Source organism: Tunturibacter gelidoferens (assembly GCF_040358255.1).
Taxonomy (GTDB): Bacteria; Acidobacteriota; Terriglobia; order Terriglobales; family Acidobacteriaceae; genus Edaphobacter; species Edaphobacter gelidiferens.
The window spans coordinates 4,816,432-4,836,071 of the sequence record NZ_CP132938.1 but is presented as its reverse complement, the minus strand read 5'-3'; the positions used below and the strand labels follow the sequence as shown (position 1 = coordinate 4,836,071).

The 19,640-nt window shown below is 60.0% G+C and carries 14 protein-coding genes; 6 read left to right on the top strand and 8 right to left on the bottom strand.

The window, feature by feature from the left end; all coding sequences use genetic code 11:
* Window positions 1–62: 62 nt before the first annotated feature.
* Window positions 63–5,297, bottom strand: coding sequence for an MBG domain-containing protein (locus RBB81_RS20875; protein WP_353071964.1), 5,235 nt, complete (start codon window positions 5,295–5,297; stop codon window positions 63–65).
* 437 nt (window positions 5,298–5,734) lie between these two features.
* Between RBB81_RS20875 and RBB81_RS20870 the strand changes: the two genes are divergently transcribed.
* Complete coding sequence (locus RBB81_RS20870) at window positions 5,735–6,859, top strand: XdhC family protein (protein WP_353071963.1); 1,125 nt, start codon at window positions 5,735–5,737, stop codon at window positions 6,857–6,859.
* The gene (locus RBB81_RS20865) at window positions 6,856–7,413 is read left to right on the top strand and encodes a nucleotidyltransferase family protein (RefSeq protein ID WP_353071962.1); all 558 of its coding nucleotides are present in this window, start codon (window positions 6,856–6,858) and stop codon (window positions 7,411–7,413) included. The genes RBB81_RS20870 and RBB81_RS20865 overlap by 4 nt, the downstream gene beginning before the upstream one ends.
* A 19-nt stretch (window positions 7,414–7,432) precedes the next feature.
* On the opposite strand, the gene RBB81_RS20860 is transcribed toward RBB81_RS20865, so the two are convergent.
* The 3 genes from RBB81_RS20860 to RBB81_RS20850 are packed head-to-tail and all read right to left on the bottom strand — an operon-like array spanning window position 7,433 to window position 11,069.
* A complete protein-coding gene (locus RBB81_RS20860; RefSeq protein ID WP_353071961.1) occupies window positions 7,433–8,290 on the bottom strand; it encodes an FAD binding domain-containing protein in 858 nt (285 codons plus the stop codon).
* Window positions 8,290–8,760, bottom strand: coding sequence for a (2Fe-2S)-binding protein (locus RBB81_RS20855; RefSeq protein ID WP_353071960.1), 471 nt, complete (start codon window positions 8,758–8,760; stop codon window positions 8,290–8,292). The genes RBB81_RS20860 and RBB81_RS20855 overlap by 1 nt, the downstream gene beginning before the upstream one ends.
* Window positions 8,757–11,069, bottom strand: a complete 2,313-nt coding sequence (locus tag RBB81_RS20850; protein ID WP_353071959.1) for a xanthine dehydrogenase family protein molybdopterin-binding subunit — start codon at window positions 11,067–11,069, stop codon at window positions 8,757–8,759. The genes RBB81_RS20855 and RBB81_RS20850 overlap by 4 nt, the downstream gene beginning before the upstream one ends.
* 499 nt (window positions 11,070–11,568) lie before the next feature.
* Here RBB81_RS20850 and RBB81_RS20845 point away from each other — a divergent pair, with 499 nt between their 5' ends.
* Complete coding sequence (locus tag RBB81_RS20845; RefSeq protein WP_353071958.1) at window positions 11,569–11,883, top strand: carboxymuconolactone decarboxylase family protein; 315 nt, start codon at window positions 11,569–11,571, stop codon at window positions 11,881–11,883.
* A 340-nt stretch (window positions 11,884–12,223) separates the two neighbouring features.
* Here RBB81_RS20845 and RBB81_RS20840 read toward each other — a convergent pair whose 3' ends face one another.
* Entirely contained in the window at window positions 12,224–13,108 is an 885-nt protein-coding gene (locus RBB81_RS20840; RefSeq protein ID WP_353071957.1) for a hypothetical protein, read from the bottom strand.
* Window positions 13,109–13,293: 185 nt separating this feature from the next.
* Here RBB81_RS20840 and RBB81_RS20835 point away from each other — a divergent pair, with 185 nt between their 5' ends.
* The 3 genes from RBB81_RS20835 to RBB81_RS20825 all read left to right on the top strand — a co-directional run bounded on the left by RBB81_RS20835 (window position 13,294) and on the right by RBB81_RS20825 (window position 15,430).
* A complete protein-coding gene (locus tag RBB81_RS20835) occupies window positions 13,294–13,584 on the top strand; it encodes a hypothetical protein (RefSeq protein WP_353071956.1) in 291 nt (96 codons plus the stop codon).
* A 199-nt stretch (window positions 13,585–13,783) separates the two neighbouring features.
* Entirely contained in the window at window positions 13,784–14,890 is a 1,107-nt protein-coding gene (locus RBB81_RS20830) for a hypothetical protein (protein ID WP_353071955.1), read from the top strand.
* Between the two features lie 168 nt (window positions 14,891–15,058).
* Window positions 15,059–15,430 (top strand): SnoaL-like domain-containing protein, encoded by a 372-nt coding sequence (locus RBB81_RS20825; RefSeq protein WP_179585177.1) that lies wholly within the window; start codon window positions 15,059–15,061, stop codon window positions 15,428–15,430.
* Between the two features lie 45 nt (window positions 15,431–15,475).
* Here RBB81_RS20825 and RBB81_RS20820 read toward each other — a convergent pair whose 3' ends face one another.
* The 3 genes from RBB81_RS20820 to RBB81_RS20810 all read right to left on the bottom strand — a co-directional run bounded on the left by RBB81_RS20820 (window position 15,476) and on the right by RBB81_RS20810 (window position 19,624).
* Window positions 15,476–17,245: a S53 family peptidase gene (locus tag RBB81_RS20820; RefSeq protein ID WP_353071954.1), complete on the bottom strand. Its 1,770-nt coding sequence runs from the start codon at window positions 17,243–17,245 to the stop codon at window positions 15,476–15,478.
* A 345-nt stretch (window positions 17,246–17,590) separates the two neighbouring features.
* Window positions 17,591–18,337: a hypothetical protein gene (locus tag RBB81_RS20815; RefSeq protein ID WP_179585173.1), complete on the bottom strand. Its 747-nt coding sequence runs from the start codon at window positions 18,335–18,337 to the stop codon at window positions 17,591–17,593.
* A gap of 75 nt (window positions 18,338–18,412) precedes the next feature.
* Window positions 18,413–19,624, bottom strand: a complete 1,212-nt coding sequence (locus tag RBB81_RS20810) for a hypothetical protein (RefSeq protein ID WP_183792605.1) — start codon at window positions 19,622–19,624, stop codon at window positions 18,413–18,415.
* Window positions 19,625–19,640: the final 16 nt, after the last annotated feature.

Sequence of the window (19,640 nt, the reverse complement as noted above, 5' to 3'; positions counted from 1 at the left end):
CTGATTTTTCACTGGCGCCCGTTTGTCCCGCGAGATCAACGGACAGACGGGTGACACTGCTACTACTTCCCGACGGACAGAAAGACCGAGGTGGATTGAGATGACGTCGTAGAACTGGGGCTGGTGCCCGTGATGCTGACGGTGTAGGTCTGGAATGTGGTGTTGAAGCAGCAACCCGCCAGGCCAAGGATACCGAAGGAAAGAAGGATGACTGCGAGAAGGCGAATCTCGTGAGTACCTAGCTTTCTGCGGCGCCGGAGTCCGGCAAAGAAGATGCCAAGTCCGGTGAGTTCGACCGGGAAGACGGCGGCAGCGGTGATTGGGGTGAGATCCATGGGTTTGAGGTTAGGGATCGATGGATTGCTAAGTTTGGCGTCGGCCGCGGTAGTGTTGATGGTCAGCGCGACAGTGGCGGTGCCCCCGGCGGTGAGTGTCGGATTGCTGGCGAAGGTGCATGTAGCGTCAGCAGGAAGGCCAGAGCAGGAGAGATTGATCTGGCCGGCAAAGGCTCCAACGGAGGTAAGTACGATCTGATAGCTCGTTGCACCAGGACCGCGAATGAGCTGAGTGGGAGGCGTGGCGGACATTGTGAAGCTGCCCACGGGAGTGTTGATGACTTGGGTGAGGGTGGCCGAACTGGTGGAGAAGTTGGTGTTGGCCTGGAAGATGGCGGTGATGGTGTGGCTGCCTGAGGTAAGAGCGCTGGTGGCGAATGTAGCGATACCGCTGCTGTTCAGGGTACCGGTGCCGAGGAGATTTCCGCCATCCGAGAAGTTGACGGTGCCAGTGGACACACCAGTTGTGGTGGTGACCGTGGCCGTGAAAGTGACTGTGGTGCCAGCGGCTGCAGGCGAGCCGGAACTTGTGACCGTAGTGACGGTGCCGACAGGACTGATGTCGAGCGTGCCGGGGTGGATGGTGGCGATATAGTTGCCGGCAGAGGTTCCCGAGACGCTGGCACCGATGGGGTATTGGCCTGCCGCGGACGTGGGGGTCGCGACGGTCGTATAGGTGACGACTACGTCGTCGCCAGGGACTACGCCGGTGACGGTTCCAGAAAATGCGGGGTTGGGTGCGCCGTAGAGACGGCTCGCGCTGTTGACGTTAATGACTAGAGCGCCTTGATTTTGGGTAATGGTGAGCGAGCCGTTGACCAGGTTGACGGAGTAGTTTGAGAGAGCCGCGCCGGAGACCGAGGGAATGATCGGGTAGGTGCCCACGGGGGAGTTCAGAACAGCGGAACTGTTAAACGTGGTAGCGACAGAGTCGCCTTTGAGCAGACCGGTGGTTGTTCCGGTGAAGACAGGGTTCGGTGTGTTGTAGGTGCGCGTGGCATTAGTCGCCGTAACGGTTAGTGTGGCTGGGGTAATGGTGAGAGTTCCGTTTGTCGTTGTTATGGTGCTGTAGTTGGCGGTCGCAGGGCCTGAAACAGAGGGGATGATCGTGTAGGTACCAATCGGTGATGTTGGTGTGTCCGTGGTGGTGTAGGTAATGGTGAAGGTATCGCCGTTCAGGGCGCCATTGACCGTGCTGGTAAAGGTGGGATCGGTCGCGCCGTAGTTGCGTGTGGCGTTGTTAGCAGTCACGTTGACAGTGATGGAGGCCTGAGTAATCGCGAGAATTCCCGGGGTAACCTGGACTGTGTAGTTGGAGGCTGCAGGACCGCCGACCGCGTCATTAATCGGGTAGGAGCCGACTGGTGACGCGACAGTGGCTATAGTCGAGTAAGCGTTCGTGAAGATATCTCCGTTGAGAGCGCCACTGACAGTGCTGCTGAAGACTGGGTTGGCTGCTCCGTAGGTCTTGGTCGCGTTGTTGACCGTGATGGTGAGGACCGCAGGCGTGACGGTGAGGGTGCCGGCAGCGACGGTGATGGCGTAATTGCCGACGTTTGCTCCGGCCACGGTCGCGTTGATGGGATAAGTTCCAGCAGGCGAGGTGGCTGTGGCCGGTGAGGTATAGGCGATTGTGAGCACGTCGCCGTTGAAGGTTCCCCCACTAACGGTATTGCCGTTCAAGACGCCGAGGGTGGTGCTGTTGAAGGCGGGATTGGCTTGGCCGTACTGACGGCTCAAGTTGAGAACTGTTACGACGATGGGAGCCTGAGTGATGGTGAGGGTTCCGGGTGTGTTCGTGATCGCGTAGTTGGAGAGGTTTGTTGTCCCAGCCGTGGTGAGAGTCGCGATGATCGGGTAGGTATTTACAGGAGAGGTGACGGTGGCGGTGCTGGAGTAGGCGACGAGAATCGTGTCGCCCGAGGCAACTCCGGTCAGTGAGCCTGTGAAGGTAGGGTTGGACGCTCCGTAGAGGCGGGTAACGTTGTTGACGGTGACGTTGAGCGCAGCCGGAGTGACCGTGAGGTTCACGTTACCGGTGGCGGGCAAGTAGTTGGTGTCGCCGGAGTAGTTGAAGGTGAGTGTGTAGGTACCGACGGCGAGGCCGCTGTTGGAAGCGATGCAGGTGGAACCTAGTCCGAAGGTACCGGTGACGATGCAAACAGTCCGTGCACCGAGGCTAAAGGTGATGGTGCCGCTCGGAGAGGGGCTGCCATTGGTGACGTTGACGGTTTGAGAAAAGGGTTGGCCGTAAACTTCGGTTTCGGCTGGCAATGTGAATTGAAGCGGCGCAATGACCTTTCCGGTTCCGGTAAGCGTGATTGTCTGAGGGCTGTTGTACGAGTTGGAGATGATAGTGACGGCGGCCGTCAGCGAACCCTTGGCGGTTGGAGTAAAGACGAAGCCCAGGTTGCAGGTGGAACCCGAGATGATGGTGGTACCGCAGGTGGTAGTGCCCGGATCGATCGTGAAGTGAGGATCGGAGGTGGTAATTGAACCGTTGAGGGTGAAGGGAGCAGAGCCAAAGTTACTCAAGGTCTGCTGGATGACGCCGGAGCTTTGGCCAACCAGAACGTTGCCGAAGGCGAGCGTGGGATTGGGATAGGTAATCTCGCGGACGGAGTTGTTGCCGTTGTCGACTTCGAAGAGATCGCTGTTGCCTTCAACGGCGATGCTGAGGGGGTTGTTGATCTGGGCGAGGTTGGCGAAGCCGCCATCGCCTGAATTTCCGGCAGTCCCGGTGCCAAGGGTGGTCGAGATGTTGCTGCCGCTGCTTGTGGTAGAGACGAAGACAGTGTAGACGGTGTTAGCGGTGGCATCCGCAATGTAGAGGTCTCCAGCCGCATCGAAGGCTAGGGAAGACGGAGAGATGATGGCGGTCCCTGTGGCTTGGCCAGCAACTGTTGTGGTCGTGGTTCCATTTCCGGCAATTTGGTGAATGATGCCGAACTTATCCACTGCGTAGACGAGATGTCCGCCTGTGTCGGCGATGTAGAGGATGCCGGTAGCATCGAGAATGAGGCCGCCAGGTGAGACGAAACTGGCAGTCGTGGCGAGGACGCCGTCGGCCGAGGAGTTGGTTCCGCTGCCTGCGATAGTGCGGCTCCCGCCACCTGCAAAGACCTCGATCACGTTATGCGTCGAGCCTGCCTGGGCGATGAAGAGGTTGTCGAAGCCATCGACATAGATGGAGGTTGGCGTATCAAGGCCGGTTACATAGCCGGTATTCAGGCTGCCATCGACGCCAAAGCGGGAAACTGTGCCGTGAACGGCGTCGGTTATGAAGTAGTTTCCGGTGGAGTCAATTGTGATGGCCGAGGAGGTGAGTAGGCCGGATCCTCCGGGAATGATGGGAAAAGGCGGTCCGCTGACAGGAAGCTTTAGGAGGTTGCCCGAGCCGGGAGTTGCGCCAGTTTCGAGGATGTACGCGTTGCCGGCTGGGTCTACCGTTACTGCTGAAGGAGCGGTAAGGGAGCTGACAACAGTTTTCACGATACCGGGGGTGAAGACACCGAGCGAGCCGGTTGCCCTGCCTTCGAGCCCTTGGGAGATGCTGTTGCCGGAGACCGAGTCGGCGAGCTTGATGGGAGCGCTGCGCAGTCCAAGAAGAGTGGGTGTGAAGCGAACAAAGACCTGGCAGGTAACAGGTGGCGCGCCCGGAGCCGAAGGGGTAAGGACGCCGGTGCAGGTATTTGTGATGATGTTGAAGTCTGGCCCTGAAGTAACAGATAGATTTACTTTTTGGTTGACAACAAAGGTGACCGGGAGGCCAGCGCTGAGACTCCCAACTGGCGTAGGCGGGAAGATGATGTTGCTGCTGAGTTTGCGAAGGATGCTGTTGCTGGAGTCAGCGAGAGAGAAGTTGCCTAGGCTGTCGACGGCAATTCCTCGGGGACCGTTGAGAGGGAAGTCGAGTGCGGAGGTTCCGTCCTGGACTGGGCTGTAGGAGCCGGAGGCGCCATTGGGGAGGCCCGCGGTGATGGTCACGCTGGATGCGCCCAGGACGTAACTGACCACGACATCGGGAGTGGTCTCGGTAATGTAGATCGACTGCGTGGGCGAAAAGGCTAGACCATATGGCTTGTTCAGTGCCGTGGCGATTGTGCCTGAGTTGTCATTGGAGCACTGGCCGACGGCTGTTTGGAACGTCAATAGACCGACGACCTGGCGGACGCAGTTGTTGCCGGTATCGGCGATGAAGAGATCTCCTGCGCCGTTGATTGCGAGACCTGAGGGGGCGTTCAGCGTGACATTGCCGGTGATGCCGGGGCAGGTTGTAGGAACTAGTGCGGAAGGCGCGCCAGCTACTACGCAGAGGCTCGAGGAAGGAGCCTGGAGCAGGACTTGATAGGTGCTGAGAGCCGCGGGGACTTCAGTATCCTGAATGGCGATGTAGAGGTTGTTGCTGGCGTCAAGGGCCAGACCGTTGGGGTTCGGGGTGGCTGAGACAGCGGAACCGCAGGTGCCGGAGACGGTGGTAAGCGAAGCGACTCCGGAGGCTCCTGCGGCGAGTTTGCGAACGCAGTTGTGACTACTGTCTGCGATGTAGAGGTTGTTCGAGCTGTCGACCGCAAGACCCGTGGGTTGGTATAGACCCTGGGAGGGGGCCGGAGTGCTGTTCGATGAAGTGGAACAGGTGTCTCCTTTGCCCGAGACAGCGAGTCCGACCAGGGTACTCATCGACCCCGAGCTATCGATTTTGCGCACGCAGTTGTTCAACGTATCCGAGAGATATTGGTTGCCGTTCGAATCGAAGACAATATAGGACGGAGTGTTGAGGCTGACCGTTGTCGCGGGTCCGAAGTCTCCGTTGAAGCCTGGAGTGATGGTTCCGGCATATCGAGTGCCGCTCTGCACCAAAGTAAGGGCTTGGGCGTGTGCGAGAGACGGAACGGTGGCGGATGCAACGAGAACGACCAGGGCAGACAGGGCCTGAACACCGGCGAGACGGCTGAGATGCATGAATGAAGCTCCTAGGTTCGTGCTACAAAGTGAATCAGGACGGACGCGCAAGTGCAGGTGAAGCGGTTCTTTGGAGTTGTGACACTCCATCAAAAGCAGGTATCCGGTCTCCTGCGCCAAAAGTATTGCATATAGAGGATTTGAGGGAACTACCTATAAAGTGGCAGTTGCAACAGCCTCGGAACGATTGAGTTTTTTGGGAAATTCGAGCAATCTTCGGCTAAGAGTAAGAGAAGACGCTACAGGAGGAAGGGTGCTGTTCTGCGTAGAGTAACTACTCTCTTCGCGGCAGCTAGCCCTGGTTGAGCACTTATCTCTCATCACTTGAGATCCCACTCTTGGAACGACCCGAGGCTACGGCGTCTGCCGTTTCGATGGACAGATGAGACCCCGACGCGGAGAATAGCAGTCAGGGTTGAGGGAGGCAGACTTTTGGCATGAAAGAAAGTCGGCAGATCGTTCGGATGTGGCGGCAAGGAGGAGCAGCCGCGATGGTGACGCTTGTACGGGTCGAGGGATCGAGCTATCGACGGCCGGGAGCTCGCCTGCTGCTGGGGAAGCAAGGAGAGTACGCAGGGACGATTAGTGGAGGATGCCTAGAGGCCGAGGTGATGCGCAAGGCCGCGTGGTTGGTTCGGGATGGCGCCGTGGTGGAGCGGTATTCGACGATGTTTGATGACACGGCGGAGGTGCCGTTTGGGCTGGGGTGCGGGGGGATAGTCGATCTACTGATCGAACCGGTCGATACTCCTGAGTGCCGAGCTGCGCTCGCGGCACTGGAAGTTGCGCTTGCTGGGGATGAGGTGACGGTGCTGACCTGGCTACCGTGTGCCGGAAGGAGCCTGGAACGTGCTGTACTTGCGGCGACGGGAGATTTCACATTTGCTAGCGCGGGCCTGACAGAGCCTGAACTAATGGAGGCGAGGGCAGCCGTACTACTTCGAGGCGCTGTTGCGAATATGCCATCTGGCATCTTTGTGGAGCGAATCACCACTCCACAGCGGTTGTTCGTTCTGGGAGCAGGCGATGACGCGAAACCAGTGGTGAGTATGGCGGCGTTACTGGGTTGGAGCGTTTCGGTGATGGATGGACGGGCGCAGATGGCTCGCGAGGATCGATTTCCGGAGGCGGAGCGGGTGATCGTGGCATCTGCGGCGTCGAGTGAGGTTCTGGCGATTCGTCCTGACGACGCAGTGGTACTGATGACACATAGTTATGAGCAGGACAGGGATCTGCTGGCCGCGGTGCTCCCGTTGCATCCCAGGTACCTTGGTCTGCTGGGGGCACGGCACCGGAGTTCGCTGCTGGTCAGCGAGGCTGCAGCGATATTGGGATGGACGCTTGGGGCGTGCTGCGACCGTATCTATGCGCCAGTGGGGTTGGACCTTGGCGGTGACGGACCGGAGGCCATTGCTCTCGCGGTTATCGCTGAGGTGCAAGCCTCCTGCATGGGGAAGCTGGGTGCTTCGCGAAGGTTGTCGTCGGAAGATGTTGAGATTCACCTGAGAGAGGGTGGCGTCGCACGCTATTTGCAAACACAGTGTGCGCTGGATGTTGCGTGAAGCGGATCGGTGCGGTGATTCTCGCGGCTGGGGCTTCGAGGCGGTTGGGGGAGCCGAAGCAACTGGTGAAGATAGGAGCCGAAAATCTGTTGGAACACTCGGTGAGGGTAGCTCGTGAGGCCGGATTTTCACCGGTGGTCGTGGTGTTGGGGGCTTCTGCGGAATCGATCGAGGCGGAGTGTGAGTTGGGTGATGCTGATGTTTTGAGGAATGACAACTGGTGCGAGGGAATGAGCGCTTCAGTGCGAGTTGGAGTGGGGGCTCTGCATGACCTGGACGGTTGTGTGGTGATGACTTGCGATATGCCGGGTGTGACGGCTTTGCACCTACGGAGCCTGGCGGCTTCAGGAGAGGTAGCAGGGTCCACGTACGATGGTCGGCGAGGAGTGCCGGCTTATTTTCCGGCGTCCTTGTTTAAGGATCTGATGGAGTTGCGGGGCGATGCCGGAGCAAAAGATTTGCTGCGGTCGGCACAGTGCGTAGCGTTGGCTGGTGGGGAGTTGGATGTGGATACGATTGAAGATCTGGCACGTGCGCGTGAATTGTTTGGGTAGAGGCTCTCGCGGCATGATGCTAGAGGGTGTGCAGAAACTCTTCGAGGAGGTTGGCAGCAACTGCAGCGCGGTATTTCGCAGTGCTGCGGATGTCATCGATGGGAAGGGTTTCGCTCAATAAAGCTCCGCGGGCGGCGGCGAGGGAAGCGGGCGTCACGGGTTTGTTGAGGAGAGACTGTTCCGTGGCGATGAGGCGGGCAGGAGTCTCGCGCAGGCTGGCGGCTCCGATGCGGATACTTTCGATCACGCCACGGTTGGTGCGGGCGACTGCGGCGATTGCGACCTTTGAGATAGCTTGGGCGTTCCGAGTCCCCACCTTGCGAATGTAGATTTTGTAATCAACGAAGTTACGTAAGAGCGTGATGCTGTGGAGGAGTTCATCAGGGGCGAGAGCGGTTTTTTTGTAGCTTAGGTGGAAGTCGCGGTAAGGAATTGTGCGACTGCCGCGAGTTGAGACGAGAGTGACAGTAGCGTCGTAAGCGAGAAGGGCCGGAGGGGAGTCGGCGGCGGGGCTGGCATTGACGATGTTGCCGCCGATGGTGCCTCGGTTCTGGTTCGCAATGGAGCCGGTCCAACTGGCGGCCTGAAAGAGGAGGGAGAGTTCGCTGGCGATGATGGGGTGATTGCGAACATCAGTGAAAGTAGTGCCGGCACCGATGCGGACTGCGTCGGGGGTGACTTCAATGAAGCGCAACTCTTCGAGGTTCCAGAGAGAGACGAGCTTTTTAGGCTGAAGACGCCCAGCGCCCAGCGCCACCATTAACTCGGTGCCGCCGGCCATGGGGATGTAGCGGTCGGGCGAGTCTGCGAGGATCTGAAGAACAGCGTCAAGCGATTTTGGGGCGATGAGATCGTATTGCGTGATGTTGGAGCGCATTATTCGGCGGCTCCGACGAGAGCTGCGGCCTGAACAGCGTTGAAGATGCGAATGTAGCCAGTGCAGCGGCAAAGATTGCCGGAGAGACCTTCCTGGATTTGTAACAAAGTTGGTTGCGGATATTTTTCAAGCAGGTGACATGTGGCGAGAATCATGCCTGGAGTGCAGATGCCGCACTGTGCCCCCCCGTTCTCGAGGAAGCATTGCTGGATAGGATGAAGTCTTTCGTTGATTGCGACGCCTTCGATCGTCGTAATCTCCGCTCCTTCTACTTGAAGGATAGGAATGAGGCAAGAGTTGACCAGATCGCCATTCATAAGAACCGAACAGGAGCCACATTCTCCCTCGCCGCAGCCTTCTTTTGCTCCCGGAAGGTGAAGGTCTTCGCGAAGAACGTCGAGGAGACGCTTCATTGGCGGGGATTCGATGATCTTTGACTGCCCGTTGACAGTGAGTTGAATCGTGGTCACGCGGTGGCCTCGCTGAAAATTGGGCCGGCCACCGCGGGATCGAGAGATTCGCTGCCTGCTTCGGGCGTGCGGGTTATTCGCTCGAAGATGTCTTCGGGAAGGAGCGGAATTTCGGTGAAGGCAATGCCGGTGGCATGCTCGATGGCGTTGAGGATGGCGGGAGCAGGGCCGTCCATAGGGAGTTCGCCGATGCCTTTAGCTCCGAAGGCTCCGTGGGGGCTTGGAATCTCTTCGAAGGTGACATGGATGGGTGGGACGTCGGCGCTGGTGGGCATGATGTAGTTCGTCATCTGATTATTGGCGAGATGACCGTTTTGCCACAGGCATTTCTCGTAGAGTGCGTAGCCGATACCCTGAGCGACTCCGCCTTCTATCTGGCCGGCGGCGAGGATCGGGTGAAGGACTTTTCCTACTTCCTGCAGGGCGTAGAAGTTGGTCACGCTTGCGGAGTAGGTGGTGGTATCGACGGCGACCTCGGCGACGTAGACGGCCCAGGCGTACGCGGGATAGGCTTCGCCACTGTAGTTTTCGTCGTCCCAGAAGATGTCGCCGGGGGACTGGTAGCGGGCTTCGGACTTGAGGGAGCCGTGTTGGGCGAGGAAGAGAAGCGCGGCGGTGCGGAAGTCTTCGGGAGTGTAGTCAGGTGCGAGATAGCCGCCATGGACGAGGGTACCGCAGAGTGATTGCGCGGCCCGTTCGACGAGTTTGCCGACCACCATAGCGGTGCGGCTGGCGACGGTTGGTCCGGAGTTGGGGACGTGGCCAGTGTCTGGTTGGGCGATGAGGATCTGGTCGTAAGGCAAGCGGAGGGTTTGGGCGGCGATCTGGCAGAGGATGGTGTTGGTGCCCTGGCCGAACTCCGTGGAGGAGACGAGGAGGCGCGGTTGGCCTTCGGGTGTGAGCTCGATTTCGACGAGGGAGTTGAGGCGGCGCTCGCCGGAGCCGGTGAAGCCTGCGCCGTGGAAGAAAGTGGCGAAGCCGATACCGCGCTTGATGATGCTGGTTGGGTTCTCGCGGTCGAACTGCTCGCGTTTGGCATGGTAGTTGGACTCTTCGAGGGCTCGCGTGAGTAGGTGCTGCATGTCGACGGGATCTTTGAGGAGCTGGCCGGTTGCCGTGTGGTCGCCGGTGCCGAGGAAGTTGCGTCGGCGCAACTCTTCTGGGGTGAGGCCGACGACCTTGGCTATCTTGTCCATGTGGCGTTCGAGAGCGAAGATGCTTTGCGGTGCGCCGAAGCCGCGGAAGGCCCCGTGGGGCGGAATATTTGTTGCGACTGCTTTGGCGCGGACGGTGAGGTGGGGCCAGTGGTAGGGGCCGGGGGCGTGGATGGTGCCGCGGGAGAGGACGACGGGGGAGAGGGTGGCGTAGGCCCCGCCGTCGATGGCGAAGTCTATCTCGCCGGCGAGGAGCTTGCCGTCCTTGCTGACGGCGGTGCGATGGCGGGTGCGGCTGGGGTGGCGCTTGGTGGTGGCGGCCATGTCTTCGGCGCGGTCGTAGCAGAGCTTGACGGGGTGGCCGGACTTCATGGCGAGGAGGGCGGCGTGGCTGCCGATGACGGAGGGGAAGTCCTCCTTGCCGCCGAAGGCTCCGCCGGTCTCGGTCTGGATGACTCGGCACCTCTCGGCGGGGAGGTTGAAGACCAGTTCGAGGGCGTGGACGAGATAGTACGGACACTGCATGGAGCCGCGGACTGTGACTCCGGCTTCGGGATCATATTCGGCGATGACTCCGTTGTTCTCGATGTAGAGCTGCTCCTGGGCGCCAGTGCGGTACTCGCCTACGACGATGTAGTCGGCGGTCTGCCAGATCTCGTCGGGGATCGGCTTCTGGTCCTTCTGCATGAGGTAGGTCTTGAAGGTGTTGGCACTCTCACCTTCGCCCCAGATGATCTGCTCTTTTTTTTCGGAGTCCTCGATGGTGTAGATGGCGGGGAGTTCTTCGTAGGTGATGTGGACCGCGGCGACGGCGGCGGGGAGTACGGCCCGGTTAGGGTGGGCGAGGAGGAGGATGGGCTCTTCGGCGTGGTTGACATGGGTGACGGCCAGGCAGGGGTGGTCTTTGGTGAGGTGGACGATGCAGTTTTCGCCGGGGATATCGGCGGCGGAGACGATGGTGTACTCGTGCCAGGGGATGGCGGGGTCGAAGGCGATGGAGGTGATGCGGCCGCGGGGGATGGTGCTGCGGACAGTGGCTCCGAACCACATGCCGGGGAGGCTGATGTCATCGACGTAGCGGGCGCGGCCCATGACCTTGTCTCTGCCCTCTTTGCGGATGGGGGAGCTGCCAACGATCTGATGATGGCTGGTCATGGAAGGTGTTGCATAAGGATAGACGAAGTTTGGTGGCTTGCGACGAATCGTTGGGGTTGGGGTACCCCCTCCCCCCCCTTGGGGTATTTTGGGAGCAAATCCTTTTATTTGAGTGGTTTGCAGATAGGCAGTGGCTGCAAAATATTCCATACAAAGGAGTTACGTGCAAAATACTTGTTTTCAAGAGGTTACGCACGGCGTTGGCCGGGCGTCGGTAGAAGGCGACGCTGTCCTTCGTTTTCTCCGCTGTATCCATTATAGAAGGTTGAGAGGAACTGATACGCCATGTGATTTCGCTGGATTGGCGCGGGGTTTGGCGGTTCAGGGGCTTGACAGGTTTTCCGGGAGCTTCCGGATTTTCTCTGTGTGGCGATTCGGGGCCTAGTGTTGTGAGGTTGACGGGGTTGGGTTGTGGGCCGAAACTGGTTGAGAGTCGAGTGACAGTGGTGGGCCAGACCTGCGGACGTGAGATATCTCACAACTGAATGGGAGAGAAGCAATGTATGACATGGCGAATATGAAGAAGCTGGGCTTGCTCGGGGAAGGAGCTCCAGAGGCGACGAAGGCTTTCTGGGCGTTCGATAAGGCGGCGATGGCTGATGGAGTTGTTCCTAAAAAGTACAAGGAGTTGATTGCGGTGGCGGTGGCGTTGACGACGCAGTGTCCCTACTGTCTGGAGCTGCATCGAGCTGGTGCGGTGGCTGCGGGGGCCAGTCAGGAGGAGTTGGCTGAGACGGCGTTGGTGGCTGCAAATCTTCGTGCGGGGGCGGCTATAACGCATGCTACTCATCTGATGGGCGGGGCGAAGAGTTAGGTGTTGCTATTGCTTTTTGTGTGAGGCGCTAGCGTGTGTGGTGAACCTAAACGGAAAGCGGGTTTCTCCACTGCGCTGTGAACGGCCTCGGTCGAGCTGACGATTTTGTGGAGGGAGCGGGAACGGTTGGAGTGTTTGGGTTGGAAGGTCCGAACGGTTTGGGTGGGTCGAAGGTGTCGGGATCCTTCACTCCGTTCAGGATGACGGCGAAGAGCAGACAACGGCAAGGGCAATGGCAACGGCAAGGGCAGAGGCAGAGGCAAAGGCAAAGGCAAAGGCAAATACGGGGATTCTTCGCTGCGCTCAGAGTGACGGCGTTTTGCTGCGAGTGGGTGAGTGGTTAGTGGTAGGTGACGGTGGCGAGGGCTTGATGGGTGAAGCTGTCGTAGAAGAGTTTGTAGCCGGATTCGTTGCCGGCTTGAACCTGGAAGAGTAACTCGGAGTGGCCTTCGTGGGCGAAGTCTGCGGCGCCGGCTAGGTGCATGAGTCGGCCTAGGTGGTGAACTTCGCCCATGGGTGAGATGGCGAACCAGTGATCGACCCAGGCGTCGTCGGGTGGGCCGTCGCAGAGGTAGCCGTTGAGGGTGACCTCGAGGATGCGCCAGTTCTTGTTCGAGACGTAGGAGGAGCCGGGGGCGATCTGCTGGTCGGTGATGGTGGAGTCGTGGTAGTTCGATGGTGAATTGCTGGTCGTTTGCGTGCAGTTCTTTGGGTGAGGGTAGAGTTTGTGGAAGGCCTGCTGGACGTGGGTGACGTCGAGGGGGAAGGGAGAGGCGGGTTGCCAGTTGTCGGGGTCGGTGAGGGTGGGGAGGGTGGTGGCGAGGATGGTGTGGGGTGGGTCTGGGCGATCGGGGGTTGGGCGGGTCTCGAGGTTGAGTACAGCGGCGGGGTTGGTGATGGCCTGGACACCTATCTCGGAGTAGAAGTGGTAGGCGGCAGGCGTGGTGGCAGCTACCTTCGCGACGGGTTTGCCTCGTCTGATGAGGGTCCAGGTGGTGACGGACGGATAGACGTGGACGACGGTTTGGAGGCAGGCTTCGTCCTGACAGGTGGCGTTGTAGGAGCGCCACTCCCGGCCGGATTGATGGAAGAGGACGCGGACGCCGGGTTGACCCTGGTTGTCGCCTCTGCCGGAGGAGGTGGACTCGAAGATGCCGATGAGGGGTCTTTGTGCTGAGGCTGTGAGGGTGGAGAGAAGCAGGAGGGTGAGGACTGGGGGCTTCATGGTGGGGTTAGTTTACTCATGAGATGAGACTGCGCGGCTGCGGTCGGAGTGAGGATTTTTGGGTGGTCGCGGGGAGTCGGGGCCATGGGGTGGTTGAGCGAACCTGGAAGCGAGGGGTACGAGAAGAAGCAATAGGGAGATAACAGTAGTAGAAGAAGTGACGGTAAAGATGGCAGGAACTGCAATTGCAAAAGCAACGGCAACCGCAACCGCAACCGCAGATCCCCTTCGGGGATGACAACAAGAATTGCAAAAGCAACGACAACGACAACGGCAAATGCAGCGACAACGGCAAATGCGACCGCAGATCCCCTTCGGGGATGACAACGAGAACTGCCAAAGCAACGGCAACTGCAAGAGCAACGGCAGATGCAACAGCAACGGCGACGGCAAAAGCAACGACAACGGCAGAAGCAACGACAACTGCAGAAGCAACGACAACTGCAGAAGCAACAGCAGATCCCCTGCGGGGATGACAACAAGAATTGCAAAAACTATGGCAAGGAGGACGCCAGGCGGGAGGCGGCGAGCTTTGCACAGTTTTGAGAAGACTACAGGGGTCACGAAGAATTCATCTGGCAGTCATACTGCGTTGCTTTCAGGGGAGGAGTATCGCTTTGAACCTAGCTACTTCTGTTTTATCCAACTCTTCCGCCCAGTTCAGGAGGTTTCACCATGTCTACCGCACTCTCTCCACTGATCTCGCGCAATGCTCTTGTTGCGTCCGCTGCCATGCTGCTTAGCGTTGCCCCGGCGTTTGGCCAGGCCAGCACGCCTACCGCTGTTGACGGTTACCACCTCAGCGTCTTCGCGAGGGGATACAAAGGGAAGTTTACGGCTCCCGATTCGATCGCCGTATACAAGGACCATGTTTATATCGGCTACGGCGATGGAAATGATCCCGCGGGCAAAGATGGGAAGTCGAACATGATCGTCGAATATAACCGGGCGGGGCAGATGGTCTATAGCTTTACGGTGAAGGGGCACAATGATGGTCTGAAGCTGAATCCCTACACAAACAAGCTTTGGGTGATGCAGAATGAGGATGCAAATCCTAGTCTGGTGATCTTCGATCCGGATACGCGGGTGAAACAGACGGTTCCGTTTGCGGCTGCGCCAGCGGCCGGAGGCGGATATGACGACATCACGTTTCTGAAGGGCAAGACCTATCTGAGCGCTTCGAATCCGGCACATAATCCGAACGCCTTTCCGGCTATCGTCGAGGCGAAGATTGAAGGCGGGCTGGTGGTGGTGACGCCGGTGCTGGAGGGCAATGCAACGGCAAAGAATGTCCTGACCGGGCTGCCTGTGACGTTGAACCTGCAGGATCCGGACTCGATGACGACATCGCCGACGGGAGATATCGTGCTGGATAGCCAGGGCGACTCGGAGTTGATCGTGGTGCGGTATCCAGGTAGCCCGGCTCAGAGTGCGCTGCAGATTCCGTTGAGCTCTCCCTACGGCCAGCCGCAGGTGGATGACACGCTGTTCGCGCCGTCGACCGATGGTTTTCTGCTGGTGTCGGATGAGCCTGCCAACGTAACGTACAAGATCACGAAGGATGTTTTTAGTCCGGGCGCCGCTTACTCGGCGGGAGTTGCGGGTGCAAGCGCGGCTCCGGGATTTGTGGGACGGCTGGACCTGGAGTTTGGACAGCTGACGCCGATTGTGAGCGGAATGCAGAGTCCGCACGGACTTGGTTTTGTGAGCACGAATGACAAAGAGGACGAGACGAAGCAGGAGGAGATGAAGGAAGCCTGCCAGATTCTGCTTTCTAACTAGCGGGGTTGTTGCGTGGTGATGGAGGCCGCTTAGGATGATTGTGATCTGGATCCTGGGCGGCCTCGCGTAGCAGGAAGACTGTCCGGAGTTTGCCAGGAACAGCCGTGCGCCTCTTGCCTTATGCTGGTGGCGGTTGGAATACACAGTTTTTAGAAAAGGAGACGCACAATGACGACGCAGGAATTGGCCGACAAGTTGGTGAAGCTTTGCCGGGAAGGCAAATTTAAGGAGGCAACCGAGAGCCTATACGGCGAGGACATCGTGAGCATGGAAGCGGGAGCGCCTCCGGGAGGATCGCGCGAGTCCAAAGGACTGGAGGCGGTCAAAGCCAAGGGCGAGTGGTGGGCGACAAACCATGAGGTTCACTCCTGTACGGTCGAGGGACCTCTGGTCGCCGGCTCGCACTTTACCTGCACCTTCAAACTGGATGTGACGTTCAAACCGCAGAGCCGGCGCTTCGTGATGGAAGAGGTTGCGGTGTACAAGGTTGTGGGCGGCAAGGTGGTCTACGAAGAGTTCTTCTACGACATGGGCCAGTAGTTGCTCCCTCCGCCTGGGGATCGATTCCGGGCGGAGGGTTTAGAGTTATCGACGTTTGCCGGCAGCGGCTTTGCGCCGGTTGGTTGCGGCGTGCGGCTTGCGTGCCGGGCGCGTGCGGACGGGCTTTTTCTTGCTGCCCTTGCTCTTTCCACCCTTCGAGGCGCTGGTGGATGAGGGGTTGACGACGGTGATGAGTTTTGTGCCGATGGGGGAGCCGAGGCCGGTGCAGGCGTCCCAGCCGGGGCCGGCGGTGAAGCCTGTGGGAGAGCCGGAGTAGTTGGTGCCGGAGGTGATGTCGTTGAAGGCGGCGGCGCCTTTGGCGGCATAGATGGCGGGTTGAATGAAGCCGGCTGAGGTTCCGTTCTGTGCGTTGGCTACGGCGATGAGGCCGGCCCAGAGAGGAGCTACAGCGCTGGTGCCACCGATGGGCAGGGTCTTGCCGTCGACGCGGATGATGTAGCCGGTGGAGGGGTCGGCGTCGCCGGAGACGTCGGGGACGCCTCGGCCGCCTGCGGAGTTGGTGGGGGCGGGGACGCCTGCGTTGGCCTGCCAGGTGGGGAGTGGGAAGAAGTTGCTGACGCCGCCTCCGGTTGCGCCTTCGTTGTTGGCGATTTCGTTCCAGACGACCTCGGAGTTGATGGAGGAGCCGGTGCCGATGAGTTTGGTTCCTCCGCAGGCGAGGACGTGGGGGCTGGAGGCGGGGAAGTCTACGTGGTTGCTGCCGTCGGTGAGGCCGTCGGTGGAGCCGTTGTCGCCGGAGGCTACGGTGATGGTGATGCCGAGGGCGGCGGCGGACTGACAGGCGGCGTCGAGGGCGTTGAGGGACTGGGTGGTCCAGCTAGACTCGGGGCCGCCCCAGCTGATGGAGATGACGCTGGGTTTGTTGGTGGTGTCATGGACGGCGGTGGCGATGGCGTCGATGAAGCCCTGGTCGGTGTTGGGGGCGAAGTAGACGACGATGTTGGCGCCGGGGGCGACGGAGGCGGCGACTTCGATGTCAAGCATGACTTCGCCGTCGGCGCTGTTGGCGTTGGTGGGGCTGTTCTTGCCGCCGTCGACGGAGACGGTTTTGACGCTGGGGGTTTTCTGGCCGAGGGTTTTGAAGTAGGCGGTGAGGTCGGTGGTTTTGTAGCCTCCGCCTAGCTCGATGATGCCGATGGTCTGGCCTGCGGCGGAGGCGTTGGGCGGGAACTGGTAGAGCGCGGCGATCTGAGGCGGGGTATAGGAGATGCTGGTGCCGGAGGCGTGGGGATGGGCGAAGCCTCCGGCCTGGGCGATGTTGGCGGTGAGGTCGCCGGCTTCGCCCGCGATGCGAAAGTGGGGCTGTGCCTGGGGGCGGTTGTCGAGGCCGAGAACGGCTTCGACGGGGCCGACGAGGTCAGTGGGGAGGGTGATGCTGCCCTCGCGGACGCGGTAGGTGGTGCCGTCGTGAGTTTTGTGGACGAGGGTGACGCCGAAGGCCTTCTGCATGGCGGCGACGGTGCCGGTGAGCTTGATGGTGCGGCGCTCGGGGCCGGGCGTGTCGGGTGCGACGGTGAGGCCGAACTCTTTGGCAAAGGTGCGGACGAGTTTGACGGCGGCGGGGTCGGCTCCGTGAGTCTTTCTGTATTGGGCGTGGGTGAGGCGCTGCTTGCCGAGGCGGTTGGCGACTTTGAGAGGGGCCTTGCGGCGGACGACGACCGAGACGGTGATCTTTGTGCCGGAGGGCGCGGGCTTTTCGCCGGCGGTTTGCACGAAGGCAGATTTTTCGCTGCCGGGAAGTACGGTGCGGGGGGAGGCTGAGATGTGGGGAGTGGATGTCTTTTTGGTTGCCATTGAATGGTCCTCGAAATTTGGGGATGAATTTGTGTGAGGGGCCGGATTAGGTGGCGAGTTTCGCGAAGACCAATAGTATGCCTGCTCCGTGGAGGAAGGAAGCTGTTGGAGATGAAAATTCGCGACGCCTGCGGGATAGTGCGCAGACGTGAAGGATCGTATCGCCGTCTTCGGACGAGCGCGTGTGGAGGTGTGGCTCGATTGAACTGGAGCAAATTTCGAGTTGACGTAGAGGATACCGAACGGAGGGCAAAAGCAGATTCCTCCCCCTTCGGCTTCGCTCAGGGTGCGGAATGACAACAAAAATGAGCGGTAGAACACCTCTATAGCAACAGGAAATTTGCTTTAGAAGTGACGCAGGGGTTCGGTGGGTGCGGAGGATTTGAAGTCGGGATCGCCGGGGATGGGGTCGAGGTTGGAGCGAAGGTCGGCGCTGCGTTCGAGAGAGCGGCTGACGATGTCGCGGGAGCCGAGACCGACGGCGAGAGCGAGGGTGAGGACGATGCCGCCGAAGAGGATTCCGAAGGCGAGTTCGACGACGGCGCCGCCGATCTGGAGGTGGTCGAGGACCATAGCGGCGGTGAGAACGAGGACGAGCCACTTGATGCCGAGAGAGAGGAAGCGGGCGTACTGGAGCTTGGCGTTGACGGCTCCGATGAGGACGGAGCGCTCGAGGAAGCGCGCGATGAGGGTGCCGGCGATGAGGAGGAGGACGGCTCCGATGGAGTGGGTGAGGTAGGGCAGGACGAAGAGGGAGATTTGGGACTCGCCGGGGAAGGCGGCGTCGAAGGCGGAGATGCCGATGAAGCAGCCGATGGCTACGCATCCCCAGAAGACGACTCGTGCGAGGAGTGCGGTTGGGCTATGCGCGGGAGACCAGTCTGAGATGGTGGCGGAGGAGTTGCGGGCGAGGCGCTCGTCGAACTTGGCGGCGGTGAGCGAGCGGCGAAGGAGTGCGGCGAGGCCCATGCCGATGGCGGTCATGATGACTAGGGCGAGAAGAAGGGCGATGAGGGCCGGGAGAAAGCTCGCCAGCTTATAGAGGACCTGCTGGGCGGATTGGCGGAGTGCCTGTTCGACTTGTTGCCACATGAGAAAGTCTCCTTACGGGTTTGCTGGCCTATTTGATTTGCCGCTGTTTAGAGATTTTTTGTTGAAGTGCTTTCTCTATGGGTTGAAACGGTCGGGCCAGCGCCAGCGTGATACGAGATAGGGTTTGTCGGTTTCAAAAGCTACGGCGAGATCCTGAATGTGCTTTTCGGGGGGCGTGCCCGTGCTGATCAAGGTGAGATGAGAGGCAACCCAGGCGAGATAGAGCGGGGTGAGCGCGCCGAGAAGGTGACCGCGGTTGATGGTGCGCAGGCGGTAGGCGAGGATGAAGTCGTAGACGATGCGAGCCCAGAGATTATCGGGCATGCGGAAGTTTTCCGGTTGGAGCATGGAGAGTTTCTTGAGGCCGAGGAGCGAGTTGGGCGGAAGGACCAGGGACCAGATCTCGTGGAGGTTGGTGTAGGCGAGACGGAAGGCCTCGAGCATGGGTGCGGTTTCGGGCGGCTCGGCGACGTGAGCGGTTTGCGGAAGGGGCTGGGCGGGTTGGGTGCCGCGGGCACGCTGCCAGAAGGAGGCTTTGGCGTCGACGTCGGCGAAGAATGAGCCGGTGATGTGGGCGAGGAGGCTGTTGAGGTCGCGATTCGCGGGTTGAGGGATGGCGCGAGGGGTGACCTCTACCTCGGCGACTGTGAAGTTGGCGTTTGCTGCTTCCGCGAGGGGCCAGAGCAAGGAGTCGTCCTGTGCTGTGGCGGTGAAGCGCTGTGCTGTGGCGGCGAGACGGCCGGCCATGCGAAGGGAGAGGCCGAGGTCGATGGCGAGGGGGTAGCGCGGGCGGGTGCCGAAGAGGGCGCGGGTGACGGGGTAGAGCATCGCGGAGTTGACGAGGCCTTCGCGGGGGCCGAGTTCGTAGTGCGCGACGGAGAGGTCGCTGGTGAGAGTGGATTGGGCTAGAGCGCGGATGGTCTCGGGATGCAGAGACTGGCATTCGGCGCCGAGAAGGAGGCAGCTGGTGGCGCGGTTTTCCTGCGCGAGTTTGTAGGTGTTGAGATAGTCGGCTGCGGTGAGGACCCAGGGGGTCGCAGAGACGGCGGTGGGGGTGTAGGGGATGAGGCGCAAGGGGCTGCCGGAGGAGAGCTGAGGCGCGGTGTCCGGGGTGGCGACGAGGACCGTTTCGTTTGGAAACGCGAGGGCAAGGTTTGAGAGCGTGATTTCGAAGGCCTCTTGAGAGAGGGGAACCAGGCTAACGAGCATGCTGCTGGTTGCGGTCGTCGCGGGCGTCGGGTTCATGGCGTTCGAGGTAAGGTCGATATTTGTCTGCGCGGAGGCCATCGTGCGATGTGGACTT

Coding starts and splice junctions, on each gene's coding strand:
- RBB81_RS20875 (WP_353071964.1), bottom strand. CDS start 5,297: ATGCATCTCAGCCGTCTCGCCGGTGTTCAGGCCCTGTCTGCCCTGGTC.
- RBB81_RS20870 (WP_353071963.1), top strand. CDS start 5,735: ATGAAAGAAAGTCGGCAGATCGTTCGGATGTGGCGGCAAGGAGGAGCA.
- RBB81_RS20860 (WP_353071961.1), bottom strand. CDS start 8,290: ATGCGCTCCAACATCACGCAATACGATCTCATCGCCCCAAAATCGCTT.
- RBB81_RS20850 (WP_353071959.1), bottom strand. CDS start 11,069: ATGACCAGCCATCATCAGATCGTTGGCAGCTCCCCCATCCGCAAAGAG.
- RBB81_RS20845 (WP_353071958.1), top strand. CDS start 11,569: ATGTATGACATGGCGAATATGAAGAAGCTGGGCTTGCTCGGGGAAGGA.
- RBB81_RS20840 (WP_353071957.1), bottom strand. CDS start 13,108: ATGAAGCCCCCAGTCCTCACCCTCCTGCTTCTCTCCACCCTCACAGCC.
- RBB81_RS20830 (WP_353071955.1), top strand. CDS start 13,784: ATGTCTACCGCACTCTCTCCACTGATCTCGCGCAATGCTCTTGTTGCG.
- RBB81_RS20825 (WP_179585177.1), top strand. CDS start 15,059: ATGACGACGCAGGAATTGGCCGACAAGTTGGTGAAGCTTTGCCGGGAA.
- RBB81_RS20820 (WP_353071954.1), bottom strand. CDS start 17,245: ATGGCAACCAAAAAGACATCCACTCCCCACATCTCAGCCTCCCCCCGC.
- RBB81_RS20815 (WP_179585173.1), bottom strand. CDS start 18,337: ATGTGGCAACAAGTCGAACAGGCACTCCGCCAATCCGCCCAGCAGGTC.
- RBB81_RS20810 (WP_183792605.1), bottom strand. CDS start 19,624: ATGGCCTCCGCGCAGACAAATATCGACCTTACCTCGAACGCCATGAAC.